Below are 25,762 nucleotides of genomic sequence, written 5' to 3'. Positions count from 1 at the left end.
GGGGTTTCAGCGCGGTGCGCCGGCGCCCGGGGGCGGGCCGCCCGGTGCCCACTTGTCGCGCGACTGGAACAGGAAGGCCTGCGACGCATCGGCGCTCAGCGGCACCGCGCGGGCGGTCCAGCTGTCGTCGTGCTGGTCCATGTCGGCGTCGTACTCGATGTGCGTGGCCAGCGGGCTGTTGAAGTACCAGAACCAGTTGGAGCCCATCTTGTGCCGGCCCGGGCCCCAGAAGCTCTGGTAGCCCTTGGCGACGAGGCGGTAGCCGTTCTGCATCACGGCGGTGGGGCCGCTCATGTGGAAGGTGAAGTGCTCGATGCCCTTCATGAACGGCGGCGTCTGGATCAGGAACAGCGTGTGGTGGTCGTCGGTCGCCGCCGGACGCAGGAAGGGGCCGGCGCCCAGCAACCGGTCGGTGCAGCGAAAGCCCAGCCGCTCGACGTAGAAGGCCTCGGCCTTGGCCGCGTCGGGCACGAAGTACACGACATGCGACAGCGTCAGCGGCTGGTGCAGGGTGTCCTCCTGCACCGCCACGGCATTCATTCCGCGAGCCGGCGCGCCGGGCAGATTGGCGGCCTCGCCGCGCGCCTGCAGCGGCCGGCGCACGGTCACCTGAAAGCCGAGCAGGAAGCCCATGTCGTCGTGCGCCTCGATCGAGCCGTCGGGCAGGCGCTTGACCTCGCGGTCGCGGCCCAGCTCCTCGGCGATCTGCCGCAGCGCGGCGGCGTCCTTCACGCCGTAGACGGTCTTGCGCAGCAGGCTTGCGGTGCCCAGCGGCGGCGGCAGGGCCGAGTCGTCGGCGCGGGCGATGACGACGGCCGTGCCGTCCAGCGCCTCGAAGCGGCCACCGGCGTCGGTGACGCCGACCGGCGTGAGGCCGTAGTCGGTCAGGAATTGCGCGCAGGCGGCGACGTCGTCGACGCCGAACACCAGCGCATCGGGTCCGATGATCTGCATGTCGTTCTGTCTTTCTTAAGGCTTAGGCGCGGTGCGCGCGCCCAGGGTTTCGGCCACCCAGTCGGCGATGTAGTGGCCGGCGTTGATGCTGTTGTCGAAGCTGGCGTGCTGGCTGCCGCCCTCACGGTCGGTGAACACCTTCAGCTCGCGCTTCGGGCTGTTGACGAGCTGCTCGTAGGTGCGCTCGGCCCACTTCAGCGGGATCTGCGAGTCCCGCGCGCCATGCGTGACGAGGAAGGGCACGCGGATCTTCTCGACCACGCCGTCCAGGTGCACGTCCTCGGCGATGCGCATGAAGTCCGGGATGTCCTTGGCACCCCAGACCCAGCAGACATGGGCCCAGTAGTGCGGCACGGGGAAGTCGCCCTCCTTGTCGAGCCGGCGCTTCTGCACGTCGCGCCAGTCATGGTTGGCGCCCCAGGCCACGCCGCAGGCGAAGCGCGGCTCCATGGCCACGGCGCGCGGGCAGTAATAGCCGCCCAGCGACACGCCTTCGCAGCCGATGCGGCTGGCGTCGACATGCGGGTGCTGCTCCAGCCAGTCGACGACGCGGCTGGCCCAGTGCTCGGCATCAAAGCGCGCTGTCAGGCCCAGCAGGCGGAGCGCCTCGCCGGTGCCCGGCTGATCGACGACCAGGGAAGACACGCCGCGCCGCGCCAGCCAGGCGGGCAGGCCGACCAGGTATTTCATCTCCTTGGTCGAGTCCAGGCCGTTGAGCTGCACCAGCAGCGGCGCGCGCTCTCCCGGGCGCAGCCCCTCGGCCGGCAGGTAGAGGGCTGACAAGACCTGACCCTCGTAGGGAATCTCGACGCGCTGCACGCGGTCGCCCAGCAGCGCCGAACCCTGCTGGAACAGCGCCAGCTCGCGCTGGTACAGCGCCAGGCGGCCGGGGGCGTCGTGGGCTTGCAGGCGTTCGGCGGTGATGAGGTAGCTGGCGGCGCGGCGGTATTTCTCGCCGGCCGAGTAGCGGCGGCCGCGTGCCTCGTCCTCCTCGGCCAGGCTGCAGAGCTGGTCGGCCATGCGCACCCAGGTTTCGCGGAAGGCGCGCGTGCCGGCGGCATCGGGCGCCTTGGCGGCCTCCTGCAGCGGCGCGCACATGGCCTCGATCTCGCCGATCCTGGCGCCCATCTCGATGGCCAGGTCGACCGAGAGGTTCCAGACGTAATTGGTGGGGAAGTACTTGAACATGGGCGGCAGACTAATGACGCCCCATCGTTCGGAAAAGCGGATTCCGTCCATTCCATAATTCGACGAAACCGAATCATTGGCGGGGCGATGCGCTTCAACCGACTGGACCTGAATCTTCTCGTGGCGCTGGACGCGCTGCTGACCGAGCGCAGCGTGACGAAGGCTGCGCTGCGGCTCAACCTCAGCCCCTCGGCGACCAGCGATGCGCTGTCCCGGCTGCGCGACTATTTCGGCGACGACCTGCTCGTGCAGGTCGGCCGGCGCATGGAGCCCACGCCGCGCGCCGAGGCGCTGCAGCAGGCCGTGCGCGACGTGCTCGTGCGCGTGGACAGCACCATCGCCATGCAACCCAGCTTCGACGCGACGCAGAGCGAGCGCGTGTTCAAGATCTTCACGTCAGACTACACGCAGCTGGTGGTGGGCCCGCGCGTGATGGCCGCCGTCGCGGCGCAGCAGGGCACGGTGAAGTTCGAGTTCCTGCCCCAGGTGGACAACCCGCAGCGCGACCTGGAGCGTGGCGAGGCCGACCTGCTCGTGCTGCCGCGGCCGCTGATGTCGCCGGATCATCCGCACGAGGTCATGTACGAGGAGCGCTTCGTCTGCGTCGTCTGGGCCGGCAGCCGGCTTGCGCAGGAGCCGCAGGCGCTGACGCTGGAGCGCTACCTGGCGGAGGCCCACGTCATCATGCGACCCCAGGCCGTGCGGGCCAGCGCCTTCGAGGACGCCTTCATCAAGCGCCTGGGCGTGAGCCGCCGCGTGGCCGCCACCAGCTACAGCTTTGCGCCCATGCCGGGCCTGCTGGTGGGTACCGAGCTGATCGCCACGCTGCACGCGCGCCTGGCGCGGCTGCTGATGCCGGTGTGGCCGCTGGCCATCCTGCCCTGCCCCATCGCCATCCCGCCGATGGAGCAGGCCATCCAGTGGCACAAGTACCGCACGCAGGACGAGGGCATCGTCTGGCTGCGCGGGCTGTTCAGGCAGGCCGGCGCGGCTGTCGCCACCGCTCAGTTCTGAACTTTGTTCATTCAAATCTGAGCTTTTCGGGCGGGAACGGTGACCCGCCTCGCCGCTGGGCTGCAAGGAGCCTGCAGGGAAGGGTCCAGGGAGGCGATGGCCGACGCACTTCAAGGCGGGCGTGAAGCCGAGATCGCGCCGTCGCCTGCAAGCCGATTCCCATCCCCTGTTGCAGGGGATGGGAAATATCGACTGCACACCCCGGCGCAGGAATCGCCTGGCGCGCAACCCTGTGAACACCGATTCCCATCCCCTTTATAAAGGGGATGGGAATCGGTGTTGACCTCGGCATAAGGCCTTCGGGGTGTGTTCGGCGGACGCTTTCGGAGTTCGCGGCGCGATTCTGGAAGCGATCTGGAAATTTCTGGAAGCAGCGCCGAGACCTCTTCTCAGGGCGCTCTCCTGGCGTCACGCCAATCGAGGCGTCCGACCTGGCAGGCATCTGGAAATATCTGGAAGCGATTCAGCCGGCTCAGAAAGGTGCCGTTGTGGCCCGGTAGGTGGTGCTGGGCCCCTGCCCCTGTCGCACCAGCATGCCGTGCTCGACCAGCGCGAGCAGGTCGCTCCGCACAGTGCGCTCCATCACCTTCTGCGCCAATGCCGCCGCCACGTCTGACGCCTTCACCGGTTCGAGCCTGAAGGCCACCTCCAGAACCAGCTTCTGCCTCTCGGTCAGCTCGGCGCGGCCGGCAGCCCCGCTCACGCGGGGCTTCATCAGCCGCTAAAGAAAGGCAGCGGGTGGGACCTACTTCGCGACGGCCTGGATGAGTTCGATGTCCTTGCGAAGCAGGCTGTTGACCAGTGCTGCGACCTCCACGCCCTTGGCGCGGGCGCGCTCGGCGAGGAAGGACTGCACCTCGTCATCGAGGTAGACCGGCATGCGCAATTTCGCGCCGGAGCGGTGGAACTTGCCGCGCACGCCATTAGAGAAGTCAATCTCTGCGGGCATACCGTCGTCTGGGGTGGTGCTTGCGTTCATGTGGGCTGCCTCAAGAGGGGTTCAGCGAGGTTCATCCTCATAGCTGCGACGTTCGCGCGGCGTGGCCTCGCGGGCGGAGATGAGGCGCACGCGGGCCTCGGTGGCGCTGAGCGCCTCGTAGGTATGCACGACCACCAGCAGCGAGCCGCTGCTGGCGCGGCCGATGGTGAACCAGCGCTCCTCGAACTCGCTGTGCGCTTCATCGTAGACCGTCAGGGCCAGCGCGTCCTGCAGCACGGTGGCCGCCGTCTCGAAAGCCACGCCATGCTTGGTGAGGTTGGTGCGGGCCTTGTTCGGGTCCCACTCGAAGTGCAACACCGGCGAGGTCATGAGCGCGCTTGCTGGGCCAACGCCGTCGCCAGCATCTGCGTGACGAAGCGTTGCTGCGTGCGCGGCAGCTTGGCGATGGCCTCGATGTGCTCTTGCCACTGGGGCACAGGCCCCCGGCGGCTGCGGGCTGGCTTGGGGCTCACCTCGCCGAACAGCTCTTCGAGCGACACCGACAGCGTGCGCGCCAAGGCCGGCAGGGCCGACACCGGAATGCGCCGACGCCCCACTTCGTAGGATTGCATCGTCTGCTGGGACACACCCAGCGCTTCGGCGAGCTGCACCTGCGTGACGGCGTGGTCACGGCGCAGCGAGGCGATGCGCTCGCCCATGGAAACGAAGAACTCGCGTTCTTCGGCGCTGATGGTCTTGGTGGCTGCGGGGAACTCGTGGGCAGCCATGACGGTAAGCCTCGGGTTGACGAAACGACATCATCGTACTTCGAAACGAAGTACGCTGAAGCGGAGATCTTTAGTCGTCCCCGCAGATCCACTGTCCGCCGCTGACTGCACTTCGTGTCGAACACTTGCGGCCGACGTGATGGCCTTGTGCCAGGCATCGGGGGCGTTTCAAGCGACCAACCGTTCGCGCCTGAGCCCCTGTCTGTGCCGCTGCCAGCGCCATGGTTGCCAGCACCACCAGTTGAAAAAGACTTGAAAAGCCGGCGCGATGCCCAGCTTGGCAACGGCACGCCTGTACGGATTTGTGCCGGGGTGCCGGGTAACCGGCATCTCTACCGCGATAGCAATTGGACGGCGTCCATCTTCCGCGCGGCGGCGAGCAGCGTCTCGCGCAGCCACAACAGGCCGGGGTCTTCGCTGCGGTGGCGGTGCCATTGCAGGCGCTGGTCCACCTTGGGCAGCTCGAACCCGGGATCGGCCATCGCCAGCGGCAGGTGGCGGCAGGCCTGGCGCGCGATGTGGCGCTGCACCGTGGCCAGCCGCTGCGTGCCCAGCAGCATGCCGGGCAGCGACGAGAAGCTGTACGACGTCACCTCGGCGCGGCGCTGTATGCCCAGCCGCTGCAGGTGCATGGCGTCGATGGCCGTGCCCGAGGCGGAGGCCGGCTGCATGAGGACGTGGCCCGCCGCCTCGTAGGCCTCGCGGGTCAGCGGCAGCCCCGCGAGCGGATGGTCTGCGGCCATCAGGCAGGTGAACTCGTCCTCGAACAGCGCGGCAGACGGGTGCTCCGTCGAGACAAAGCGTTTGGGGATGATGAGCACATCCGCCTCGCCGCGCTCCAGCGCCTGCGTCGGTTCGCCGACCTGGGGCAGGAACTCGAAGCGCGCGCTCGCGCCCAGCTCGGCCGCGTGGCGCAGCAGATGCGGCACGAAGACCCACAGCGAGTAGTCGGACACGACGATGCGAAAGCTGCGTTCGGTCGTCGTCGGGTCGAAGTGCGGCTGCACCTGCATCGTCGAGTCGATGCGCACGAGCAGGTCGCGCACCAGCGGTTTCAGCGCCTCGGCGCGCGGCGTGGCCTCCATGCGCCGGCCCACGGCCACCAGCAGCTCGTCGTCGAAGTGCTCGCGCAGGCGTGACAGCGCATTGCTCATCGCGCCCTGGCTCAGGTGCACGCGCTCGGCGGCGCGGCTGATGCTGCTCTCCAACAGCAGCGCGTCCAGCGCGACGAGCAGGTTCAGGTCCAGCTTCTTGAAGCGCATGTCAACGAATCCGGCATGAAACGAATGCAGGAAATGCAACCACAGAGGCACAGAGGCACGGAGAAGCAGCCTTCATGGATTCCCTCTGTGTCTCTGTGTCTCTGTGTCTCTGTGTCTCTGTGTCTCTGTGGTTGCCTTTGGTTTTCACTTCAGCCCGAGTCCCTCACCACCAGTGCATGCGGCAGGATGCGCGGCTCGGGCTTGCCGCCGGCCAGTTGCTCCAGCAGCAGCTCCGCCGCCACCGCGCCCAGTTCGCGCAGCGGCTGGGCGATGGTGGTCAAGCCCGGCTCGAAGACCTGGGCCAGCGGCACGTTGTCGAAGCCGACGACGGCGATGTCCTCGGGCACGCGCCGGCCGGCGCGCCGGAAGGCCTTGATGGCGCCGATGGCCAGCGTGTCGGCCACGGCGAACACGGCGGTGGGCGGCTCGGGCAGCGTCAGCAGGCCGCCGGCAGCCTCGCTGCCGTCGCCGTAGTCGGTACCGCGCGCCACGCGTACATAAGCCGGGTCGACGGGCAGGCCGGCGCGGGCCATGGCCGTCTCGTAGCCGGCACGGCGCTGGCGGGCCCAGGCGTAGTCCTCTTCGGCGGTCAGCAGCGCGATGCGCCGGTGCCCGCGGTTGAGCAGGTATTGCACGGCGTCCATCGCGGCCTGGCGGTGGTCGATGCTGACGTAGGGCGTGCTTCCCTCGGTCATGACCTCGGAGCAGGCCACCCAGGGCAGGTCGCGGCCGCCGGTGCGCGGGCGCTGCGTGTGGGCCATGCTGATGACGCCGTCGGTCAGGCGGTCGTAGACGGCGTCCAGCGGGCCGTCGCCGGCCGCGATAGCCAGCACGATGCTGTAGCCGTTGCGGCGCGTGACGGACTCGACCCCCTGCACGATCTCGGCGAAGAAGGGGTTGGCCACGTCGGGCACGACCACCAGGATCAGCCGGCTCTCGCCGCTGGTCAGGCTGCGCGCGAACGGGTTGGCGCGGTAGCCCAGCTGGGCCACGGCCGCCTCGACGCGCTCGCGAGTCTCGGCATTGACGGGCTTGCTCTGGTTCAGCACACGCGAGACGGTGGCGGTCGACACCCCCGCCAGCGCGGCGACGGCGGCGATGGACGCATTGCTGCCCGGGGCCTCCTGCGGCGGGGGCGGGCTGGCGCGATTCGAGGGGCTGGGCGGCTTTCTGGGCATGGGCCGAGCATAGCGGGAAACGCATTACATGAAAATGCCGAAACGCGCGACGGAAGACGGACCTGAGTGGCGCATCACGTCACCCCGGTCCGGCTGTCCGCAGGCCGTGCGCGGCCAGCGCAGACACGCCGGTGACAGCGGCAGGATGTCCTGTTTGTTTCAATAGACAGTTGATTCTTATTGAGTGAGGCGACGCGTCGGAGGGAGATTGAATTCACGGGACCGATGGCTGGCATTGATGCGAAGCACCGATGTGCCGCGTAAACCCTGAGTGGGAAATTTCGGGAAACCGCTTACCTTTCAGTCCATCAGATCAGTGAGTGCTGCAGCGCTCCACCCAGCGGCCCGGAACGGGACCGCGCATCACAACGAGAAGGAGACAAACAATGAACCCATCCCTGCAAATCGGCCGTCGCACCGTCGGCCTCACGGCATTGGCCCTGGCTGCCAGCCAGGCGCTGGCCCAGACCCCGGCAGACGCAGCGGCAGCGCCCGCAGCGGCCGCCTCCGCGCCCGCGACGAACTCCCGCTCCGAGCTGCCAACGGTCATCGTGACCGCGCAGAAGGTCATGCAGCCGGCGTCCAAGACCTCGGTGGCCTTGTCGGTGATCGACGGCGAGCAGCTGCGCTTGTCCGGCGTCGTCGACGCCCGCGCGCTGCAGGAGCTGAGCCCGAGCGTGCAGGTGGCGCAGGAATCCGGCCGCCTGCAGATCAACATCCGCGGCGTGATGAGCATCAACAACACCGAGCGCGGTGATCCGTCCAATGCCTTCAACATCGACGGCATGTACGTCGGCCGGCCGGAGTCGCAGTTCTCGTCCTTCCTGGACGTGGAGCGCATCGAGGTGCTGCGCGGCCCGCAGGGCACGCTGTACGGTCGCAATGCCACCGGCGGCGCGGTCAATGTCATCAGCAAGAAGCCGGGCAACCGCCTGGGCGGCACGGTCAGTCTCGAACTCGGCAACTACAACGCCCGGCGCGCGGAAGCGGCCATCGACGTGCCGGTCAACGACGTGCTGAAGCTGCGCGCCGCGGTCGGCACCAACAAGCGCGACACCTACCTGAAGGGTGGCGCCGGCTTCGGCCTGGAGGACCAGGACGACATGGCCGCCCGCCTGCACGGGATGCTGACGTTCTCGCCCGACACCAGCCTGCTGCTGACGGCCGAGTACAGCAAGGTCAACGCCAACGGCTTCACGCCGGTGGCGATGAAGGGCTCCTACACCGGCACGCCCAAGGGCGGCAATGCCAACTGGTACAACGACTTGCTGGACCCGGTCTACATCGGTGCTGACGACGACGCCCAGCGCACGGTCGACCCCTACTACGCCCGCCCGACCTTCCGCCTGAACGAGAACACCGGCCTGCGCGCCGAGTTCCGCCACAACTTCGGCCCCACGGAGCTGGTCTACCAGCTCGGCCACCTGAAGTCCTCGCTGTCCAACAGCTTCATCTCGCCGTTCAACGGCGCGCCCTTCCTGGGCGAGACGCTGGCCGGCGAGTCGGAGCAGCTCTCGCACGAACTGCGCCTGCACTCCACCGGCAAGGGGCCGCTCACCTGGGTGGTCGGCGCCTACCTGTTCGACGAGGACATCACGCGCAGCATCCGCTACAACACCTTCATCAACCCCAACTTCACGTTCCGGCTGAAGTTCGAGCCGACCGTGGAGAACAAGGCCAAGGCGGTGTTCGGCCAGAGCCGCTATGCGCTGACCGACACGCTCAAGCTGGTCACCGGCGCGCGCTTCAGCAAGGACACCAAGAGCGCGCAGGACGACTTCAACGGTGGCGGCCTGACCATCCCGGCCGCGCCCTTCGCCCGCACGGTGGAGTTCTCGCAGTCCACCTACAAGCTGGGCCTGGACTGGGACCTGACGCGCGAGACCTTCGTCTACGGCAGCGTGTCCACGGGCTACAAAGCCGGGGGGTTCAACACCAGCAGCGACACCATGACCTACAAGCCCGAGGAGCTGACGGCGGTGGAGTTCGGCGTCAAGACGCAGGCCTTCAAGAACCGCCTGCAGCTGAGCGCCTCGGTGTTCGCCTACGACTACGCCGACCTGCAGCTGACCTCTACGGTCTGCACGACCAACGCCCAGGGCGTGAACACCTGCGGCTCGCGCACCGTCAACGCGGCCTCGGCCAAGATGACCGGGCTGGAACTGGAAGGCCGCCTGCGCCCCTGGGACGACGGCACCTTCGACTTCGGGCTGGCCTACAACCACTCGCGCTTCGGCGACTACCAGCCCGTCAACAAGCCGGCGGCGGCCCCTAACGTCGTCATCGACTGGACCGGCCAGCAGCTCGACCGCGCGCCCAAGGGCTCGGCAAGGCTGGGCTACACCCACGCCTTCGACCTGAGTAGCGGCGGCTACGTCGAGGCCGGCGTCTCGGCCCGCTACAACAGCGGCTACCTGATGAGCAGCTACGGCGACGACTACGCGACCCGCTACCGCCAGCCGTCGTTCACCAAGTACGACGCGCAGGTGGTGTGGCACAGCGCCGATGACCGCTACTCGGTGCAGGCCTTCGCGAAGAACCTGACCGAAGAGATCACCGTGGAAAGCCGCCAGCCCGGCAGCGTCAACATCGGCGAGCCGCGGACCTACGGCGTGCGCTTCAGCGCCAAGTTCTGAACGGGCTCCGCCCCCAGCGGGCGGCGTGAGCGCGCCGCCCGCATCACCTTCCAGAAGTACGACATGCCCACCACGATCCAAGGCCCGGCGATCTTCCTGGCCCAGTTTGCCGGCGACGCCGCGCCCTTCAACTCCTGGCCCGCGATCACGCGCTGGGCCGCCTCGCTCGGCTACCAGGGCGTGCAGGTGCCCACCTGGGACGCCCGGTTGTTCGACCTCGACGCCGCAGCGTCCTCCCAGCAGTACTGCGATGACTTTGCCGGCGTGGCCCGCGACAACGGTGTCGCGATCACCGAGCTGAGCACGCACCTGCAGGGCCAGCTGGTGGCCGTGCACCCGGCCTATGACGAAGCCTTCGACGCCTTCGCGCCCGAGGCGCTGCGCGGCAAGCCGGCCGAGCGCCAGGCTTGGGGCGTGGAGCAGGTGCTGAAGGCCGCGCAGGCCTCCAGGCACCTCGGCCTGAACGCCAGCATCAGCTTCCCCGGCGCGCTGGCCTGGCCTTATCTCTACCCCTGGCCGCAGCGGCCGGCCGGCCTGGTCGAGACCGCCTTCGATGAGCTGGCGCGGCGCTGGAAGCCCATCCTCGACGCCTATGACGCGGCCGGCGTCGACATCGCCTTCGAGCTGCACCCGGGCGAGGACCTGCACGACGGCGTCACGTTCGACATGCTGCTGCAGCGCCTGGACGGCCACCGCCGGCTGAACATCGCCTACGACCCGTCGCACTTCGTGCTGCAGCAGCTGGACTACCTGCAGTTCATCGACCTGTACCACGAGCGCATCAAGGTCTTCCACGTCAAGGACGCCGAGTTCCGGCCCAACGGCCGCCAGGGCGTCTACGGCGGCTTCCAGCCCTGGGCGGACCGGGCCGGCCGCTTCCGCTCGCTGGGCGACGGCCAGGTGGACTTCAAGGCCGTGTTCTCGAAGATGGCGCAACACGACTTCAAGGGCTGGGCCGTGCTGGAGTGGGAGTGCTGCCTGAAGCATCCGGAGCAGGGCGCCGCCGAGGGCGCGCCCTTCATCCGCGACCACATCATCCGTGTCACCGACAAGGCCTTCGACGACTTCGCCGGCAGTGCGCCGGACCCGGCGCAGCTGCGCCGCATGCTGGGGATCGCGTGATGGCCAGCACAGCAAAACCGGCACGCATCCGCCTGGGCATGGTTGGCGGGGGCGAGGGCGCCTTCATCGGCGCCGTGCATCGCATTGCCGCGCGGCTGGACGACGAGTACGAGCTGGTGGCCGGCGCGCTGTCCTCCTCGGCCGACAAGGCGCTGCGCTCCGGCCTGGCCCTGGGCCTGGCGCCCGAGCGCTGCTACGACAGCTACGAGGCCATGGCGCAGGCCGAGGCGGCGCGCGAAGACGGCATCGAGGCCGTGGCCATCGTCACGCCCAACCACCTGCATGCGCCGGTGGCCACGGCCTTCCTGAAGGCCGGCATCCACGTCATCTGCGACAAGCCCGTCACCACGCGCAGCGCAGACGCCAAGGCCTTGCTGGCGCTGGCGCGCAAGCAGGGCCTGATCTTCGCGGTGACGCACAACTACAGCGCCTACCCGATGGTGCGCGTGGCGCGGAAGATGGTGCAGTCCGGCTGCCTGGGCGAGCTGCGCGTCGTGCAGGCCGAGTACCCGCAGGACTGGCTGGCCGAACCGCTGGAGCAGGGCGGCAACAAGCAGGCCGCCTGGCGCACCGACCCGGCCCAGGCCGGTGGCGGCGCCATCGGCGACATCGGCTCGCATGCCTGGCATCTGGCCGACTACGTGACCGGCGAGCCGCTGTTCCAGGTCTGCGCCGAGCTGAGCAGCTTCGTGCCCGGCCGGCCCATCGACGACAACGCCCAGGTGATGCTGCGCTATGCCAACGGCGCGCGCGGCATGATCTGGGCGAGCCAGGTCGCGCCCGGCCATCTGAACGATCTGCGCCTGCGCGTCTACGGCAGCAAGGGCGGCATCGAATGGCGCCAGGAGCAGCCCAACCAGCTGCGCTTCACGCTGCTGGGCCAGCCCACGCAGATCCTGGAGCGCGCCGGGCCAGGGTTCGATGCCGCCGGTGCGCGCTTGGCCCGCATCCCCGGCGGCCATCCCGAGGGTTACCTCGAAGCCTTTGCGTCCCTGTATGCCGAGATCGCCCAGCACCTGCGTGCGGCGCGTGGCGGCGGCCGCAAGGCGAGTAGGGCCATCAAGGCCGACAAGGCCTGCCATTTCCCCACCATTGCCGATGGGCTGCGCGGCGTGCAGTTCATCGAGGCCGTGCAGCGCTCTTCCCGTCAGGGCGGACGCTGGATCAAGCTGCCGGCCACGGCGGCGTGAACGCTAGACAAGAGAGAGAACCATGAGCCATGACATCAAGCGGGGCGTCAGCCTCTACAGCTTCCAGAACGACACCTTCCTGCGCACCATGTCGCTGGAAGACTGCATCCGCACCTGCGCCGAGATCGGCGCCATGGGCATCGAGGTGGTGGGCGAGCAGACCTTCACCGGCTGGCCCGAAGTGGGCATGCCCGAGGCCGAGATCGCCCACTGGCATGCGCTGATGGAGCGCTACGGCACGACGCCGGTCTGCCACGACTTCATGCTGGACTACAAGCGCTACAAGGGCCGCCCCATGCCCTTCGACGAGCAGGTGGCCAGCGTCAAGCGCGACCTCGACTTCGGCGCCCGCCTGGGCATGAAGTACATCCGCGCGCTGGTGTCCATCAACCCGGACGTGCTGGTGGCCTGCGCCGGCTATGCCGAGGACAAGGGCTTGAAGATCCTGCTGGAGGTGCATGCGCCGCTGCACTTCGACCACCCCTGGATCATTCGCCACGCCGAGGCCTACGAGAAGAGCGGCTCCCAGGCGCTGGGCTTCCTGCCCGACATGGGCATGTTCGTGCACCGCTTCCCGCGCGTGTGGAAGGAGCGCTTCGTGCGCAATGGCGTGCCGCAGCACATCGCCGACTTCATCGAGAAGGCTTACGAGGACCGCACGCTCAGCGAGTACGTGCTGCTGGACGTGCAGCAGATGGGCGGCACCGGCCCGTCCATCGCGATGGCCGAGACGCTGCGCCACAACGCCGCCTTCGAGCCCAAGCGCATGCTGGATTTCATGCCCCGCATCCACAACATCCACGGCAAGTTCTACGAGATGACCGAGGACGACGTGGAGTACTCCATCCCCTACGACGAGATCGTCGCGGTGCTCAAGCAAGGCGGCTACCAGGGCCACATCTGCTCCGAGTACGAGGGCAACCGCTGGATCGAGGACGCGCACCCGGTGCAGTCGGTCGAGCAGGTCAAGCGCCAGCACCGCATGTTGTGCCGCCTGCTGGACCAGCCCATCCCGGCCGCGCTGCAGGCCTGAACCGAACTCCAGGAGAACCCCACCATGATGGATCAACACATGCTCTGCGACGACGGCTTCGAGAACGTCGTCGTCGGTCAGGAAGTCACCGGATTCGCGCTGCTGGCGCGCCTGCCCTATTACCGCGGCCTGGGCCTGTCCATGGTCGAGGACATCGCCGTCAGCGTGGACGGCCAGCCCATGCCCCGCGAGGCCGTGCGCCTGGCGCTGCGTGGGCGCTCGTGGAGCCTGGACGAGCTGGAGACCTGCTTCGATGAAAAGTGGAACTTCGGCGAGAAGGCCCGCGTGGTCGTGGCGCGCCCGGGCGGCCTCGCCGCCGGTGCGCACCGCGTCGACCTGGCCATCCGCTACCGCGTGTCCTACCTGCCCTTCGTGCCCACCACGCGCACCGGGCGAGAACTCACCCTGGCGGCCTGAGCGGCCGCACGACACAGAAAGCCACCCATGGCCCGCTTCTTCAAGAACAACTTCAGCGACTTCCTGATCACGCCGCAGGACTCGCGCGTCACGCCCGAGGGCCTGGCGCTGGACATCCGCCTGCCCTGGTACCGCTCGCTGCCGCTGTCGGTGGTGATGCCCAGCGAGCTGCTGGTGGACGACCAGCCCGTGTCGCTGGAAGACGCCACCGTCGAGCACGAAGGCCGCCGCTACACGCTGGCCGAACTGCCCGAGCAGATAGCCGCGTGGTGGTTCATCCAGGACTCCGTGACGCTGCACGTGCCCACGCCCCAGCCGCTGGCCGCCGGTGCGCACCGCGTCGTGCTGACGCTGAACCTGTTCCCGCCCTACATCCCCATGCTGACCTGGGTCACCCGCGGCGACGCGGTCCTGCAAGCCGCCTGAGATCCACCCCATGAACGCAAACACCACGCCTGCCGCCAAGGGCTTCAAGCTTGGCTCCACGCTGTACAGCTTCACCAACGAGTGGCATGAGCGCCGCTTCGGTTTCGAGGACCTGATCGCCGAGGTCGCGCGCCGCAATCTCGGCCCGGGCCTGGAGATCATCGGCTTCTCCAGCATCCGCGGCTTTCCGAACGTCAGCGACGACTTCGCCGCCCACTTCAAGGACTTGATGGCCAAGCACGGGCTCACGCCCAGCTGCCTGGCCATCAATGCCGACGTGGCGATCCGCCGCGGCACCATGATGAGCATCGACGAGGCGGTGGCCTACCACGTGCCGCAGATCGAGGCCGCCGCCAAGCTGGGCTTCCCGGTCATCCGCAGCCAGTTCGCCGCGCCGGCCGAGGTGGCCATCAAGCTGCTGCCGCTGCTGGAGAAGCATGGCATCAAGATGGGGCCGGAGGTGCATGCACCGCTGAACCCCAACTCGCCGCCGGTCATGGCCTACCGCGAGGCCTATGCCAAGGTCAACTCGCCGCTGCTGGGCTTCGTGCCCGATTTCGGCTGCTGCGCCTTCGACCTGCCAGCCACCTACATCGAGAACCTGCGCCGCCAGGAGCTGCCCGAGCACCTGATCCAGCTGGCGCTGGAGGTCTGGCACCTGCCCAAGGACGCCGGCTGGAAGCGCCAGGAGTTCGCCCGTCGCGTCGAGCCGCTGCAGGCGGACCCGGCCGACGTCAGCGCGCTGTCGGTGATGTTCAACATCCTGAGCCCCGGCGTTGCCGAGATGTGGAAGGAGATCATTCCGCAGGTCGTGCACGTGCACGGCAAGTTCTACGACTTCGACGCCGACGGCAACGAGACCTCGATTGCCTACGACAAGATCCTGCCGGTCTTCCACGACGGCGGCTTCACCGGCTTCATGTCCAGCGAATGGGAGGGCCACCTCTACATGCGCGGCGTGGACGCCTTTGACATGGTGGCCAAGCACCAGGCGCTGGCGCGTCGCGTCATCGCCAGGCACACGGGGCAGCTTGCATGACCACTGTTGGAACGCCACTGGGCGGGCGCAAGCTGCGCTACGCCTACATGGATCACTGGCGCGTGGACACGGCCCAAGGCCAGGTCTCGCAGTACAGCTCCGTGGAGCGCTTCGACGCTTTTCTCAAGCAGATCGCCGGCGTGGGTTACGAGGCCATCGAGACCTTCGACTTCCACCTCGGCGCGCTGCGCGACCTGTTCGGTTCGCTGGAGGCCGCGCGGGCCCACATGCAGTCGCGCGGCATCGATCGCGTGCTGAGCCTGTTTCACGCCGTCATGTACGACGCGCGCCAGAGCACGCCGCATGTGCGTGCCACGCATGACCGCATCGTCAACTACGCCGAATACATCATGAAGAGCAGCGCCGGCCTGGGCGTGCAGAACTTCATCGTCATGCCGGCGGGGCTGTACTTCGATGTGGAGCCGGTCACAGACGACAAGCTGCGCGCCTGCGCGGAGCTGTGGAACCGCGTCGGCCAGATGACGCTGGAGGGCTACGGCGTCAAGACCTGCTGCCACCATGAGTTCTTCTGCGGCATCCGCTCGGCCGAGCAGTTGCAGAAGTTCTACGACTGGACCGACCCGCGCTACGTCTTCCTGTGCCTGGACACGGCCCAGCACGTCATCGCCGGCGTCGACCCGGTGGACCTGTTCCTGAAGCTGCACGACCGCTGCGCCGCCTTTCACCTGAAGGACACGCACCACGTCGACACCAACGGCGACTACCGCCGCAAGCCCGATGCCGAGGTGATGGCGCCGACGACGGCGCGCTGGTTCTACGAGATCGGCACCGAAGGCGGGCTGGTCGACTTCCCCGCGCTCTACGGTGCGATGAAGGAGGTGGGCTGGCAGGGCTGGGTCGGAGTGGAGCATGACAAGGCCGATGTCGGCGGCGGCAACTACCCCGAGAGCACGGCCATCGCGGCGTGGACCATCCGCAACGTGCTGAGGAAGATCAATGACTAAGTGGGGTTACGCCACCAACCAGTGGATGGCCGGCTTTACGGGCTTCGCCCGCATGGAACAGCAGGAGCGGGCGCTCAAGGTCACGGCCGCTTGCGGCTTCGACGCCATCGAACTGTCGGGCGGCACCGGCCGCTGGGACCCGATGGGACGGCCCGAGAACATCGTGCAGAACTTCGGCTCCGTCGAGCACTTCAAGCTGCGCCTGCGTGACTGGGGCATCCAGCGCGTCGCCAGCCTGTTCTTCGACCCGCTGCAGATGAGCTTCGAGGAGCTGCACCACGGCCTGGACTGCAGCGACCGTGGCCAGCATGCGCTGCTGTTGCAACAGGCCGGCGTGTTCGCGCGCTTCCTGGCCGAGGTGGGCGGCGAGGTACTGGTGGTGCGCGCGCTGCCGCCGCATGGCCGCCACGCCGGGCTGGACGCCGAGCGCCAGGCCGCTGCGGCCGACTGCTGGAATGCAGTCGGCGCGATGACGGCGGCGCTGGGCATCAAGACCGTGCTGCACCTGGATGCGCTGTCGCCGCTGCGTGACGCGGACGAACTCGCTGCCTGGCTGGAGCGACTGGACCCCGTCACCGTGGGCCTGTGCATGGACACGGCCGAGCTGACCATCGCCGGCCATGACGTCACGGCCTGGTACCGGCGCTTTCACGATCGCGTCTGGCATATCCACCTGAAGGACGCGCTGGCCGTGGACACGCTCGACGAGTACCGCGCGCCGAATGCCGAGCGTGCGCTGTTGCAGGCCGGCGGCCAGCGCGGCATCCAGCGCTGGTTCGGCGAGCTGGGCACCGGCCTGGTGGACTGGACCGCGCTGATGGGCGCGCTGCGCGAGACGGGCTATGCCGGCTGGCTCATCGTCGAGAGCGACAAGGGGCCTGCACCGGCGGCCGCCAGCATGATGCAGAACGCCTGGACCGTTCGCCATGTGCTGCAGCCGCTGTTGACTTGATAACGACAAGGAGAAGACGCGATGAAGCTGTCTGCCGTCATTGAAGACCTGTACATGTTCAACGAGGCCGGCGACATGCCGGCGCGCATCCGCGCCGCCGCGGCGGCCGGCCTGGACCGGGTGGAGTTCCACATGTGGGGCCCGGAGGGCATGGACGCGGTGGAGGCCGCGCTGAAGGAGACGGGCGTTCGCCTGCTGAGCCTGACGGTCGGGCCACGCGTGGGCTGCGTCGACCGCAGCAAGGAAGCCTACGTGATGGACGCCATCGATCGCACGATGGCGATGTGCCGGCGCCTGGGGGCGAAGGACATGGTGATCGCCGGCGGCCCGGCACTGGCCGGCGCATCGGCCGCCGAGCAGCACGACAACATGGTCTACCTGCTGCAGCGTGCCGCGCCGCGCGTTCATGCCGCCGGCATGCGGCTGCTGTTGGAGCCGCTGAACAACCGCATCGATCATGTCGGCTTCTTCATGGCTTCGGCCATCGAAGGCCTGGACATCGTCGAAGCGGTGGACAGCCCGGCGGTGCGCCTGCTGTACGACGCTTACCACGCCGAGGTGATGGGCGAGGACTACCGCGAGATCCTGCGGCGCGCCCACCTGATCGGCTACGTGCAGGTGGCCGATACCAACGGCCGCCACGAACCCGGCACGGGCAGCATTGACTGGGCCGCCTGGCTGCCGGCGCTGAAGGCTGCAGGCTACCAGGGCGACATCGGCCTGGAGTACCGGCCCAGCGGCTCGACGCTGGCGTCGCTGACCCGCACCCGCGAGGTCTTCGGCATCACAGAGGTGGCGGCATGAAGCTGATCCCCTGCATCGAGATGCTCTACAAGGCCGAGCATCCCGATTTCATCGAACGCTTCCGCGCCGCCAAGGCCGACGGGTTCGACGCGGTCGACACGTGGCTGTGGCGGGACAAGCCGTTGGACGCCGTCGTCGACGTCGTGGCCGAGACGGGCGTGCAGGTGTTCAGCTTCTGCGTGGACCCGCGCGCCAGCCTCGTGAACCCGGCCGAGCACGCCACCGTACTGGCCGGCGTGCGCGACGCGGTGCCGGTGGCGCACCGCCTGAACGGCGCCCACATGATCATGGCCTCGGGCTTCGGCCTGCCCGGTCAGTCTGAGTCCGAGTTGCGCGCCAACGCCGTCAAGGTGCTGCGCGAGGCCTGCCGCATCGCCGAAGACGGCGGCGCGACGATCCTGCTGGAGCCCGTGCACATGGTCATCAACGGCAACCTGATGGCCGTGCGCAACATCCGCCAGGGTCTGGACATCGTGGAAGAGGTGGGTAGCCCCGCGCTCAAGGTGCTGGCCGACGTGTTCCACAACGCCGTCGACGGCCAGAGTTTCGAAGACGCGTTTGCCGACCGCGTCGAACTCATCGGCCATGTGCAGTTGGCCGACTTCGAAGGCCGCCACGAACCCGGCACCGGCAGCCTGCCGTGGGCCACCTTGCTGCCGCTGCTGCGTGAGCGCGGCTACACCGGCCCCATCGGCCTCGAATACCTGCCCTCGCTGCCCATCGCCGACTCCCTGGCGCTGACGCGCCGCAGCCTGGGCCTTTGAGTTGAATCGCATGAAACAAGACCATTTCGACGCCATCGTCGTTGGCTCCGGCGCCACCGGCGGCTTTGCAGCCAAGGAACTCACCGAGCGAGGCCTCAAGGTGCTGGTGCTGGAAGCCGGCGGCCCGCTGCCGGAGGAGAAGTTCGAGCAGGCGCTCAAGGCCCAATTCGCCAGCATCGGCTCCTGGGCCCGCATCAAGGCCGGCATCAACGGCCAGCACAAGCAGGCGCTGACCTCCTTCTTCACGCCAGAGAAGAGCTTCCTGTTCGTCAACGACCGCGAGCATCCCTATCAATCGCCGCAGGACAGCTACCTGTGGCTGCGCGGCAAGCAGGTCGGCGGCCGCTTCTTGGCCTGGGGCCGGGTGGCGCTGCGCATGTCCGACCACACGTTCAAGTTCAAGAGCCACGAGGGCACGGGCTTCGACTGGCCCATCTCCTACGCCGACATCGCGCCCTACTACGAGAAGGTCGAGCGCTTCCTGGGCGTGGTGGGCAACGACGACGGCATCGCCTACTGCCCCAGCGGCGCCTATGCCCGCCCGGCCGGACTGAGCAACGCCGAGCAGGCCTTCAAGGCCAAGGTCGAGGCGCGCTGGCCGGACTGCAAGGTGATGGCCTGGCGCTATGTGCGCAAGGAGGCCACGCCGGTGGACGAGCAGCGCAACCGCACGACCACGCCGCTGCAGGCCGCCGCCGCCACCGGCAACCTGACCCTGCGTTCCAACTCGCCGGTAGAGCGCGTCAACACCGACCCGCGCACCGGCCGCGCCACCGGCGTGACCTACATCGACAAGTTCAGCGGTGCCCGCCACGAGGCGAAGGGCAACGTGGTGGTGCTGTGCGCGTCCACCATCGAGACGCTGCGCCTGATGCTGAACTCCAGCGGCGAGAAGCATCCCAACGGCCTGGGCAATTCCTCGGGTCTGCTGGGCCGCTACTTCATGGACCAGATGCTGACGCTGAGCCTGGGCTCGGCGCCCGGCTTCAAGGGCGGCCAGTTGGTGGACGGCACCTCGCCGGCCGACAACCATGGCGGCATCTACATCCCGCGTTTCCAGAACCTCAAGCGGCCCGGTGCGGGCGGTTTTGCCGGCGGCTTCAACTTGCAGGGCATCATCGGCCGGCCCATGGTGCCCCAGCATATGGATTCCATCGTCGGCCTGACCGGCCATGGCGAGATGCTGCCGCACGCCGACAACCGCGTGACGCTGGCGGGCCGGCGCGATCGGCTGGGCGTGCCGATCCCGTCGGTCGGCATCCGCATGCGCGACAACGAATGGAAGCTGCTGCGCAACCAGGTCGATACGCAGAAGGCGTTGATGCGCGAGGCCGGCCTGCGCACCGACTTCCTGATCAGTCCGCTGGGCATCGACCCCGACAGCCCCTTCCTGCCCAACGCGAAATGGCATGAACGCCTGCTGTTCCGCCTGGCCTACAAGCGCAGCGTCGCGGTCGGCGCGGCCATCCACGAATGCGGCGGCGCGCGCATGGGTGAGGACCCGAAGACCTCGGTGCTGAACGCGATGAACCAGCTCTGGGACGCGCCCAACGTCTTCGTCACCGACAGCAGCTGCTTCGTCACCAACGGCACCTGCGGCCCGACGCTGACGACGATGGCGCTGACCGTGCGGGCCTGCGAGCACATCGCCAGCGAATACGGCCACTCGGCCAACCTGCGCGCCGCCTGACCGGCCGCCGGCATACCAAGAACGGAGACAAGCCATGCAAACCACCCAACGCCGGGCCGGACTGCCGCAGGGGCTGATCATCATCGCGATCAGCCTGCTGCCGATGATGGCCATCGTGGCCTTGATGCCCATCGTGCCGCTGCTGGTGAAGAACTTCCAGCACGTGCCCAACATCCAGACGCTGGCGCCGCTGGTGCTGTCGGCGCCGGGGCTGTGCGTGGCGCTGCTGTCGCCGTTTGCCGGCTGGCTGGCCGACCGGGTGGGCCGGCGCAAGCTGGCCATCATCTTTGCCGCCGTCTACGGCGTGGGCGGCATGGTGCCCTTCTTCATCCAGGACTTCACGGCGCTGTTCGCGGGCCGGCTGCTGCTGGGCGTGGGCGAGGCCTTCATCCTGACGATGGGCAACACGCTGCTGGGCGACTACTTCGACAAGGAGCAGCGCGCCAAGTGGCTGATGTGGCAGGGCATCGTCGGCTCCTTCTGCGGCTCGCTGCTGCTGGCGGCCAGCGGCTACCTGGCCTCCTTCGGCTGGAACTTCTCCTTCCTGGTCTATGGCGTGGCGCTGCTGATCGCGCTGGCCGCCTGGTTCTTCCTGTTCGAGCCCGAGCGCCCCGCGCCGGCCTTCACGGCCTCGGGCAGCTGGATACAGCCGCGCTTCCCGACCGCGTTGATGCTGCGCATCGCCGGCGCCACCTTCGTGCTGGCGGCCCTCTATTTCGTCTACACGCTGCAGTTCTCCCTCGCGCTGGATGCCATGGGGCTGAAGCAGACCCACCGCATCGGCAACTACAGCGCCGTGGCCAGCCTCGCCGTGCCACTGGGCGCCATCCTCTTCAAGCTGCTGTCCAAGCGCAGCTCGGCGCTGCAGTTCACCGTGCTCTTCCTGCTGCTGGGTGTCGGCATGGTGGGCATCGGCCTGTCGCATGACATCAACACCGTGGTGGGCTTCGCCTTCGTGCAGCAGCTCGGCGCCGGCATGTGCATTCCCATCCTGATCGGCTGGGGCCTGCGCGAGCTGCCCGACCAGTTCCGCGGCCGCGGCATGGGCTGGTGGACCAGTGCGTTCTTCCTGGGGCAGTTCCTGTCGCCGCTGTTCGTGACGCTGGCGCGTGGCTGGACCGGCGGCCTGCTGCAGACCTTCGTGGCGGCCGGTGCGCTGTGCATCGCGATCGCGTTGGCCCAGGCGCTGCTGGCGCGGCGCGCGCCGGCGCCGGTGCTCAGCGGTCAGGGGCGCTGAATGGGTGATCGCCTGAAAGCCGGCCCACCGGGGCCGGTGGGGCCGTCGCACGCCCTTGCGAACGCGCTCTCGCCGCGCCGGCGCAGCCTGGCCTTCACTATCGTGGCCATCGCCTTCGTGATGGACCTGCTGGACGTCACCATCGTCAACGTCGCACTGCCCGGCATCGGCCAGGCCTTGCAGGCCAGCAGTGCCCAGGCGGCGTGGATCGTGGCCGGCTATGCGCTGTCGTTCGCCGTGCTGCTGGTCGTCGGCGGCCGGCTGGGCGATCTGTACGGTCACCGCACCATGTTCCTGTGGGGCGTGTCCAGCTTCACGGTGGCGTCCATGGCCTGCGGCCTGGCCACATCGGCCAACGGCCTGGTGCTGGCCCGGGTGGCGCAGGGCGGCTGCGCGGCACTGATGGTGCCGCAGGTGTTGACGCTGATGCAGGCCATGTATGCACCGCATGAGCGCATGCGGGCCTTCACCATCTTCGGCATGCTGGGCGGCGTGTCGTCCGCGCTGGGCCCGGTGATCGGCGGCCTCATGGTCGACGCCGATCTGGCTGGGCTGGGTTGGCGCTCGGTGTTCCTCATCAACCTGCCGATCGGCGTGCTGGCTGTCGCCGGCGCCTTGTGTCTGCTGCCCAAGGACCCGCCTTCGCCCGGCACCGCGCTGGACCTGACGGGCGCGGCCCTGTGCCTGGTGGCGGCGCTCGCCTGGAGCGTTCCGCTGATGCAAGGCCCCGAGCAGGGCTGGACGCCGGTGCTCGTGCTGCTGCTGGCCAGCGCGCCGCTGTGGACCGCCGCGCTGTGGCGGCACTGCCTGCGGCTTGAAGGCCGGGGAGGGCGGCCGATCGTGCAGCCGCGCCTGATGAAGGACCCGGGCTACCGCCTGGGCCTGCTGCTGTCGCTGGTGTGCACGGGCGTGGTGCCGGCCCAGCTCTTTGTGCTGACCTTTGCGTGGCAGGTGGGCGCTGGCCTGAGCGCCACGCAGATGTCGCTGCTGTGCATGCCGATCGCGCTGGGCGTGATGTGCAGCGTCACCTACCTGGGCAAGCTGGCCTTTGCCCGCTTCGGCTCGCGTTGCATCGTCCTGGGCCTGGCGATCCAGGCTGGGGGCATCGGCCTGATGGCGTCGACGGCGGCCGGCCTGTGGGGTGAGCCGGTGCGCCAGGTGATGGGCTGGCCCGGCCTGCTGGCCCAGGGCCTGCTGGGCCTGGGTGTGGGCTTCATCGGGCCGCCGCTGACAGCGGTGACCTTGCAGTCGGTGCCGCGTGAGCAGGCAGGCGGGGCCTCGGGCGTCGTCAACGCGGGCCGGCAGTTCGCGGCGGTGGGCGGCATCGCCCTGGTGGCCGCGCTGATCCACAGCGCCGACGGGCAGCGCCACGCGCCGACGACGCTGCTGCTGGCCCTGCCGGGACTGTGCGCGCTGATGGCTGTCAGCGCCGTGCTCGCCTGGCGCCTGCCGCCGCTGGCGATGGGCGCGACACTGGCCACTCAAGCTCCTGCAGTCCCCGACCCTTCATGACACTCGCACTACCTGCCTCCGCGCCCACGGCATCCGGCCAGCACCTTGATCGGCAAGGGCTGGCTCATCTCCTCGGCGCCGGGCGCCCAGCGCTGCAATTCCAAGACTGCGTGTTCGACGGCGAGGACCTGCAAGGGCTGGACCTGAACGGCGCCGAGTTCCTCGGCTGCCAGCTCACGGGCACGCGGCTGACCCGGGCCTCGCTCGCCGGTACCCGCTGGCGCCGCTGCCGCGCCGCCGGTGCGGTGTTCGAGCTGTGCGACCTGACCGATGCCCAGTTCGAGTCCTGCGACCTGAACAACACCGACTGGCGCCGGGCCCGGCTTTCATCGGCATCCTTCAGCGAAGTGAAGCTGACCGGGGCCCGGTTCACCGACGCGGTCACGCTGGGCCTGACCCTCAGGGACAGCCTCGCGGTCAGCGCGGACTTGCGGGGCATCTCGTTTCGCAAGCAGGTGCTCCAGGGGCTCAACTTCGAAGGCGCCGACCTGTCCGGGTGCGACTTCACGGAGGCGGTCCTGACGGACTGCAACCTGACGAGTGCCGCGCTCAAGAACGCGAGGTTTGCCCGGGCGGACCTGCGCGCGGCGAGGCTGGGGAACATCCAGGTCGGCGACCTGATCCATCACTTCAAGGGCAGCACGATTTCCGCCGAGCAGGCCGCAGTCATCGTCTCGGCGCTCGGTGTGCAGGTGGTCTAGGGCGCAGACGCCGGCTGGGGCAATGACTTGTTTCGCCAAGGCGATATCGAGTTGGCTATCGATCACCTCCGCTGAGGCGCCGATTCGGGTGAATCGGCGCGGCAACTGCCCTTTGGCGCGCGCTTGTCGGCCCGTCCGCCAGACCGCCCTTGCCGGGGCCGGGTAGACCCTTGAATCGCTGCGAATTGATATCGGTACCATATTTGTTGGTAGAGCTAACATTCGGGAAGCAGCGTGAGTCAGGTGATTCGACAAGGCGTGGGTGCCGTTCTTCTTGCGGCCATGGCGTGGTTCCCGGTGGCCGGCGTGGCGCAGGGCGGCATGCCGGCGACGTTCGACAACCCGGTGGTGAGCGGTTTCGCCTCCGACCCCAGCGTCTGCCGCTCGGGCAGCGACTTCTATCTGGTCACCAGCACCTTCGAATACCTGCCGGGGCTGCCGGTCTATCACAGCCGGGACCTGGTGCATTGGCGGCTCATCGGCAATGCCTTGTCGCGCGAAAGCCAGCTGAGCTTCGTGGGCCGCAAGAGTTCGCAGGCCATCTTCGCGCCGACGATCCGCTGCGAGGCCGGCCGCTTCTACATCGTCACGACCGACGTGGGCGGCATCGGCAACTTCTTCATCACCGCGACCGACCCGGCCGGCGAGTGGTCCGACCCCGTGCGCCTGCCGGAGCCGGTGTTCGGCATGGACCCGTCGTTCTTCTTCGATGACGACGGCACCGTCTACTACACGCGCCACGGCGGCGGCCGCAACGGCGGGGTCTACCAGGCGCGCGTGGATCTGAAGGCCGGCAAGCTGCTGGACGAGCCGCGGCTGGTGTGGAGCGGCATGGGCGGCATCTGGCCCGAGGGCCCGCACCTGTACAAGCGTGAGGGCTGGTACTACCTGCTGATCGCCGAGGGCGGCACTTCCTATGACCACCGCATCACGATGGCCCGGTCGCGCTCGCCCTGGGGCCCGTTCGAGGCGCATCCCGACAACCCGGTGCTGACCCACCGCAACCTGCCCGACCACCCCTTCCAGGCGCTGGGCCATGCCGACCTGGTGACTACGCCCAAGGGCGACTGGTGGGCCACGCTGCTGGCCATACGCCCGCAGGCGGCCGACGGCAAGCGGCATCACCACATCGGCCGCGAGACGCTGTTGTCGCCGGTGCGTTGGCGCGCCGATGGCTGGCCGGAGTTCGGCCAGAAGGGCGTGCTCGCCCAGCCGCAGCCGACCCAGGGCCTGCCCGGCTGGCACCCCTGGCCACAGCCGGCGGTGCGCGAGACCTTCGCGGCGGGCGCCAAGCTGCCGCCGCACTGGGCCTTCCTGCGCACGCTGGCGGCGGGGCAGTGGTCGCTGTCGGACCGGCCCGGGCAACTGCGCCTGATCGGCGCGCGCAACGGCCTTGACGTGGTGGGCACGCCGTCCTTCGTCGGCCGGCGCCAGGAGCGGCTGAACCAGCGCTTCGCGACGGAAGTGGATTTCAGCCCGGCGGCTGCGGGCGATGCGGCCGGCCTGGCGCTGCGCATGAATGAATCGCACCATGCGCTGTTGCGCGTGACCGGCGGCAGCGAGCGGCGCGTGGAATGCGTGCTGCAGACCGGCGGCGCGCCGCGCGTGCTGGCTTCGGCGCCTGCACCGGCCACGGCGCTGCAACTGCAGGTGCGCGCCGACCCGCTGCGCTACAGCCTGGCCTGGCGCGCGGCGGGGGCGTCGGGGGAGTGGCAGGCGCTGTGCAGCGTTCCCACGCACCAGTTGTCGACCGAAACGGCCACCGGCTTCACCGGGGTCTACCTGGGCCTGTACGCGCAGAGCAGTACCGACAAGCCGGCGACCGCCGACTTCGCCTGGGTGGACTTCGAGGCCCTGGGCCCCTGAGCCCCGCCCCCGAGGCTGGGCCGCCACACGAACCGGGAAAACCATAGGGCAGCACCCGTGGGATGGCACTAGACTGAAATGATTGCGTTACCAACCATTTGGTTG

The 25,762-nt window shown here is 68.5% G+C and carries 25 protein-coding genes; 17 read left to right on the top strand and 8 right to left on the bottom strand.

Annotated features, from left to right (window positions below; all coding sequences use genetic code 11):
* Positions 1-6: 6 nt before the first annotated feature.
* Both ACG00Y_RS03585 and ACG00Y_RS03580 read right to left on the bottom strand, forming a co-directional pair.
* Positions 7-954: a VOC family protein gene (locus tag ACG00Y_RS03585; RefSeq protein ID WP_394476029.1), complete on the bottom strand. Its 948-nt coding sequence runs from the start codon at positions 952-954 to the stop codon at positions 7-9.
* Positions 955-969: 15 nt separating this feature from the next.
* The gene (locus ACG00Y_RS03580) at positions 970-2,142 is read right to left on the bottom strand and encodes an alpha/beta hydrolase family protein (protein WP_394476028.1); all 1,173 of its coding nucleotides are present in this window, start codon (positions 2,140-2,142) and stop codon (positions 970-972) included.
* A gap of 87 nt (positions 2,143-2,229) precedes the next feature.
* Between ACG00Y_RS03580 and ACG00Y_RS03575 the strand changes: the two genes are divergently transcribed.
* Positions 2,230-3,156 carry a LysR family transcriptional regulator gene (locus ACG00Y_RS03575; RefSeq protein ID WP_394476026.1) on the top strand — a complete coding sequence of 309 codons (927 nt, stop codon included), beginning with the start codon at positions 2,230-2,232 and terminating at the stop codon, positions 3,154-3,156.
* 472 nt (positions 3,157-3,628) lie between these two features.
* Here ACG00Y_RS03575 and ACG00Y_RS03570 read toward each other — a convergent pair whose 3' ends face one another.
* From ACG00Y_RS03570 to ACG00Y_RS03545, 6 genes are all read right to left on the bottom strand, one after another.
* Positions 3,629-3,859, bottom strand: coding sequence for a BlaI/MecI/CopY family transcriptional regulator (locus ACG00Y_RS03570; protein ID WP_394476025.1), 231 nt, complete (start codon positions 3,857-3,859; stop codon positions 3,629-3,631).
* Between the two features lie 42 nt (positions 3,860-3,901).
* The gene (locus ACG00Y_RS03565) at positions 3,902-4,105 is read right to left on the bottom strand and encodes a hypothetical protein (protein ID WP_394476023.1); all 204 of its coding nucleotides are present in this window, start codon (positions 4,103-4,105) and stop codon (positions 3,902-3,904) included.
* A 51-nt stretch (positions 4,106-4,156) separates the two neighbouring features.
* A complete protein-coding gene (locus ACG00Y_RS03560; protein ID WP_394476021.1) occupies positions 4,157-4,465 on the bottom strand; it encodes a BrnT family toxin in 309 nt (102 codons plus the stop codon).
* A complete protein-coding gene (locus ACG00Y_RS03555) occupies positions 4,462-4,863 on the bottom strand; it encodes a helix-turn-helix domain-containing protein (RefSeq protein WP_394476019.1) in 402 nt (133 codons plus the stop codon). The genes ACG00Y_RS03560 and ACG00Y_RS03555 overlap by 4 nt, the downstream gene beginning before the upstream one ends.
* A 332-nt stretch (positions 4,864-5,195) precedes the next feature.
* Positions 5,196-6,125: a LysR family transcriptional regulator gene (locus ACG00Y_RS03550; RefSeq protein WP_394476017.1), complete on the bottom strand. Its 930-nt coding sequence runs from the start codon at positions 6,123-6,125 to the stop codon at positions 5,196-5,198.
* Between the two features lie 149 nt (positions 6,126-6,274).
* Positions 6,275-7,303, bottom strand: coding sequence for a LacI family DNA-binding transcriptional regulator (locus ACG00Y_RS03545; RefSeq protein WP_394476016.1), 1,029 nt, complete (start codon positions 7,301-7,303; stop codon positions 6,275-6,277).
* A gap of 386 nt (positions 7,304-7,689) precedes the next feature.
* Between ACG00Y_RS03545 and ACG00Y_RS03540 the strand changes: the two genes are divergently transcribed.
* From ACG00Y_RS03540 to ACG00Y_RS03465, 16 genes are all read left to right on the top strand, one after another.
* Positions 7,690-9,939, top strand: a complete 2,250-nt coding sequence (locus tag ACG00Y_RS03540) for a TonB-dependent receptor (RefSeq protein ID WP_394476014.1) — start codon at positions 7,690-7,692, stop codon at positions 9,937-9,939.
* A 63-nt stretch (positions 9,940-10,002) separates the two neighbouring features.
* On the top strand, positions 10,003-11,061 hold the full coding sequence (locus tag ACG00Y_RS03535; protein WP_394476013.1) for a sugar phosphate isomerase/epimerase family protein: 1,059 nt from the start codon (positions 10,003-10,005) through the stop codon (positions 11,059-11,061).
* Complete coding sequence (locus tag ACG00Y_RS03530) at positions 11,061-12,251, top strand: Gfo/Idh/MocA family protein (RefSeq protein WP_394476011.1); 1,191 nt, start codon at positions 11,061-11,063, stop codon at positions 12,249-12,251. The genes ACG00Y_RS03535 and ACG00Y_RS03530 overlap by 1 nt, the downstream gene beginning before the upstream one ends.
* 22 nt (positions 12,252-12,273) lie before the next feature.
* On the top strand, positions 12,274-13,284 hold the full coding sequence (locus ACG00Y_RS03525; protein ID WP_394476010.1) for a sugar phosphate isomerase/epimerase family protein: 1,011 nt from the start codon (positions 12,274-12,276) through the stop codon (positions 13,282-13,284).
* 24 nt (positions 13,285-13,308) lie between these two features.
* Entirely contained in the window at positions 13,309-13,701 is a 393-nt protein-coding gene (locus tag ACG00Y_RS03520; protein WP_394476008.1) for a C-glycoside deglycosidase beta subunit domain-containing protein, read from the top strand.
* Positions 13,702-13,728: 27 nt separating this feature from the next.
* Entirely contained in the window at positions 13,729-14,127 is a 399-nt protein-coding gene (locus ACG00Y_RS03515) for a C-glycoside deglycosidase beta subunit domain-containing protein (RefSeq protein WP_394476006.1), read from the top strand.
* A 10-nt stretch (positions 14,128-14,137) separates the two neighbouring features.
* Positions 14,138-15,166 carry a sugar phosphate isomerase/epimerase family protein gene (locus ACG00Y_RS03510; RefSeq protein WP_394476005.1) on the top strand — a complete coding sequence of 343 codons (1,029 nt, stop codon included), beginning with the start codon at positions 14,138-14,140 and terminating at the stop codon, positions 15,164-15,166.
* Positions 15,163-16,131, top strand: a complete 969-nt coding sequence (locus ACG00Y_RS03505; RefSeq protein WP_394476003.1) for a sugar phosphate isomerase/epimerase family protein — start codon at positions 15,163-15,165, stop codon at positions 16,129-16,131. Before ACG00Y_RS03510 ends, ACG00Y_RS03505 begins: the two co-directional genes overlap by 4 nt.
* Positions 16,124-17,083: a sugar phosphate isomerase/epimerase family protein gene (locus ACG00Y_RS03500; protein ID WP_394476001.1), complete on the top strand. Its 960-nt coding sequence runs from the start codon at positions 16,124-16,126 to the stop codon at positions 17,081-17,083. Before ACG00Y_RS03505 ends, ACG00Y_RS03500 begins: the two co-directional genes overlap by 8 nt.
* 21 nt (positions 17,084-17,104) lie before the next feature.
* On the top strand, positions 17,105-17,887 hold the full coding sequence (locus tag ACG00Y_RS03495; protein ID WP_394475999.1) for a TIM barrel protein: 783 nt from the start codon (positions 17,105-17,107) through the stop codon (positions 17,885-17,887).
* Positions 17,884-18,651, top strand: coding sequence for a TIM barrel protein (locus tag ACG00Y_RS03490; protein ID WP_394475998.1), 768 nt, complete (start codon positions 17,884-17,886; stop codon positions 18,649-18,651). The genes ACG00Y_RS03495 and ACG00Y_RS03490 overlap by 4 nt, the downstream gene beginning before the upstream one ends.
* Before the next feature lie 10 nt (positions 18,652-18,661).
* Entirely contained in the window at positions 18,662-20,341 is a 1,680-nt protein-coding gene (locus ACG00Y_RS03485; RefSeq protein WP_394475996.1) for a GMC oxidoreductase, read from the top strand.
* A gap of 34 nt (positions 20,342-20,375) precedes the next feature.
* The gene (locus ACG00Y_RS03480; protein ID WP_394475994.1) at positions 20,376-21,578 is read left to right on the top strand and encodes an MFS transporter; all 1,203 of its coding nucleotides are present in this window, start codon (positions 20,376-20,378) and stop codon (positions 21,576-21,578) included.
* Positions 21,579-23,090 carry an MFS transporter gene (locus tag ACG00Y_RS03475; RefSeq protein ID WP_394475992.1) on the top strand — a complete coding sequence of 504 codons (1,512 nt, stop codon included), beginning with the start codon at positions 21,579-21,581 and terminating at the stop codon, positions 23,088-23,090.
* Complete coding sequence (locus ACG00Y_RS03470; RefSeq protein ID WP_394475991.1) at positions 23,087-23,791, top strand: pentapeptide repeat-containing protein; 705 nt, start codon at positions 23,087-23,089, stop codon at positions 23,789-23,791. The genes ACG00Y_RS03475 and ACG00Y_RS03470 overlap by 4 nt, the downstream gene beginning before the upstream one ends.
* Positions 23,792-24,073: 282 nt before the next feature.
* Positions 24,074-25,657: a glycoside hydrolase family 43 protein gene (locus tag ACG00Y_RS03465; protein WP_394475989.1), complete on the top strand. Its 1,584-nt coding sequence runs from the start codon at positions 24,074-24,076 to the stop codon at positions 25,655-25,657.
* The last annotated feature ends 105 nt before the right edge of the window (positions 25,658-25,762 follow it).

The sequence above is a fragment of the Pelomonas parva genome (assembly GCF_043555835.1).
Classification (GTDB): Bacteria; Pseudomonadota; Gammaproteobacteria; order Burkholderiales; family Burkholderiaceae_C; genus Pelomonas; species Pelomonas parva.
This window is presented reverse-complemented; position numbering and strand designations above follow the sequence as displayed.

What these genes read in the sequence shown, in the direction of transcription:
- ACG00Y_RS03550 (WP_394476017.1), bottom strand. Translation starts at nt 6,125, where the DNA reads ATGCGCTTCAAGAAGCTGGACCTGAACCTGCTCGTCGCGCTGGACGCG.
- ACG00Y_RS03555 (WP_394476019.1), bottom strand. Translation starts at nt 4,863, where the DNA reads ATGGCTGCCCACGAGTTCCCCGCAGCCACCAAGACCATCAGCGCCGAA.
- ACG00Y_RS03540 (WP_394476014.1), top strand. Translation starts at nt 7,690, where the DNA reads ATGAACCCATCCCTGCAAATCGGCCGTCGCACCGTCGGCCTCACGGCA.
- ACG00Y_RS03565 (WP_394476023.1), bottom strand. Translation starts at nt 4,105, where the DNA reads ATGCCCGCAGAGATTGACTTCTCTAATGGCGTGCGCGGCAAGTTCCAC.
- ACG00Y_RS03485 (WP_394475996.1), top strand. Translation starts at nt 18,662, where the DNA reads ATGAAACAAGACCATTTCGACGCCATCGTCGTTGGCTCCGGCGCCACC.
- ACG00Y_RS03470 (WP_394475991.1), top strand. Translation starts at nt 23,087, where the DNA reads ATGACACTCGCACTACCTGCCTCCGCGCCCACGGCATCCGGCCAGCAC.
- ACG00Y_RS03465 (WP_394475989.1), top strand. Translation starts at nt 24,074, where the DNA reads ATGGCGTGGTTCCCGGTGGCCGGCGTGGCGCAGGGCGGCATGCCGGCG.
- ACG00Y_RS03530 (WP_394476011.1), top strand. Translation starts at nt 11,061, where the DNA reads ATGGCCAGCACAGCAAAACCGGCACGCATCCGCCTGGGCATGGTTGGC.
- ACG00Y_RS03480 (WP_394475994.1), top strand. Translation starts at nt 20,376, where the DNA reads ATGCAAACCACCCAACGCCGGGCCGGACTGCCGCAGGGGCTGATCATC.
- ACG00Y_RS03575 (WP_394476026.1), top strand. Translation starts at nt 2,230, where the DNA reads ATGCGCTTCAACCGACTGGACCTGAATCTTCTCGTGGCGCTGGACGCG.
- ACG00Y_RS03490 (WP_394475998.1), top strand. Translation starts at nt 17,884, where the DNA reads ATGAAGCTGATCCCCTGCATCGAGATGCTCTACAAGGCCGAGCATCCC.
- ACG00Y_RS03500 (WP_394476001.1), top strand. Translation starts at nt 16,124, where the DNA reads ATGACTAAGTGGGGTTACGCCACCAACCAGTGGATGGCCGGCTTTACG.
- ACG00Y_RS03525 (WP_394476010.1), top strand. Translation starts at nt 12,274, where the DNA reads ATGAGCCATGACATCAAGCGGGGCGTCAGCCTCTACAGCTTCCAGAAC.
- ACG00Y_RS03495 (WP_394475999.1), top strand. Translation starts at nt 17,105, where the DNA reads ATGAAGCTGTCTGCCGTCATTGAAGACCTGTACATGTTCAACGAGGCC.
- ACG00Y_RS03520 (WP_394476008.1), top strand. Translation starts at nt 13,309, where the DNA reads ATGATGGATCAACACATGCTCTGCGACGACGGCTTCGAGAACGTCGTC.
- ACG00Y_RS03585 (WP_394476029.1), bottom strand. Translation starts at nt 954, where the DNA reads ATGCAGATCATCGGACCCGATGCGCTGGTGTTCGGCGTCGACGACGTC.
- ACG00Y_RS03475 (WP_394475992.1), top strand. Translation starts at nt 21,579, where the DNA reads ATGGGTGATCGCCTGAAAGCCGGCCCACCGGGGCCGGTGGGGCCGTCG.
- ACG00Y_RS03560 (WP_394476021.1), bottom strand. Translation starts at nt 4,465, where the DNA reads ATGACCTCGCCGGTGTTGCACTTCGAGTGGGACCCGAACAAGGCCCGC.
- ACG00Y_RS03515 (WP_394476006.1), top strand. Translation starts at nt 13,729, where the DNA reads ATGGCCCGCTTCTTCAAGAACAACTTCAGCGACTTCCTGATCACGCCG.
- ACG00Y_RS03580 (WP_394476028.1), bottom strand. Translation starts at nt 2,142, where the DNA reads ATGTTCAAGTACTTCCCCACCAATTACGTCTGGAACCTCTCGGTCGAC.
- ACG00Y_RS03535 (WP_394476013.1), top strand. Translation starts at nt 10,003, where the DNA reads ATGCCCACCACGATCCAAGGCCCGGCGATCTTCCTGGCCCAGTTTGCC.
- ACG00Y_RS03505 (WP_394476003.1), top strand. Translation starts at nt 15,163, where the DNA reads ATGACCACTGTTGGAACGCCACTGGGCGGGCGCAAGCTGCGCTACGCC.
- ACG00Y_RS03545 (WP_394476016.1), bottom strand. Translation starts at nt 7,303, where the DNA reads ATGCCCAGAAAGCCGCCCAGCCCCTCGAATCGCGCCAGCCCGCCCCCG.
- ACG00Y_RS03510 (WP_394476005.1), top strand. Translation starts at nt 14,138, where the DNA reads ATGAACGCAAACACCACGCCTGCCGCCAAGGGCTTCAAGCTTGGCTCC.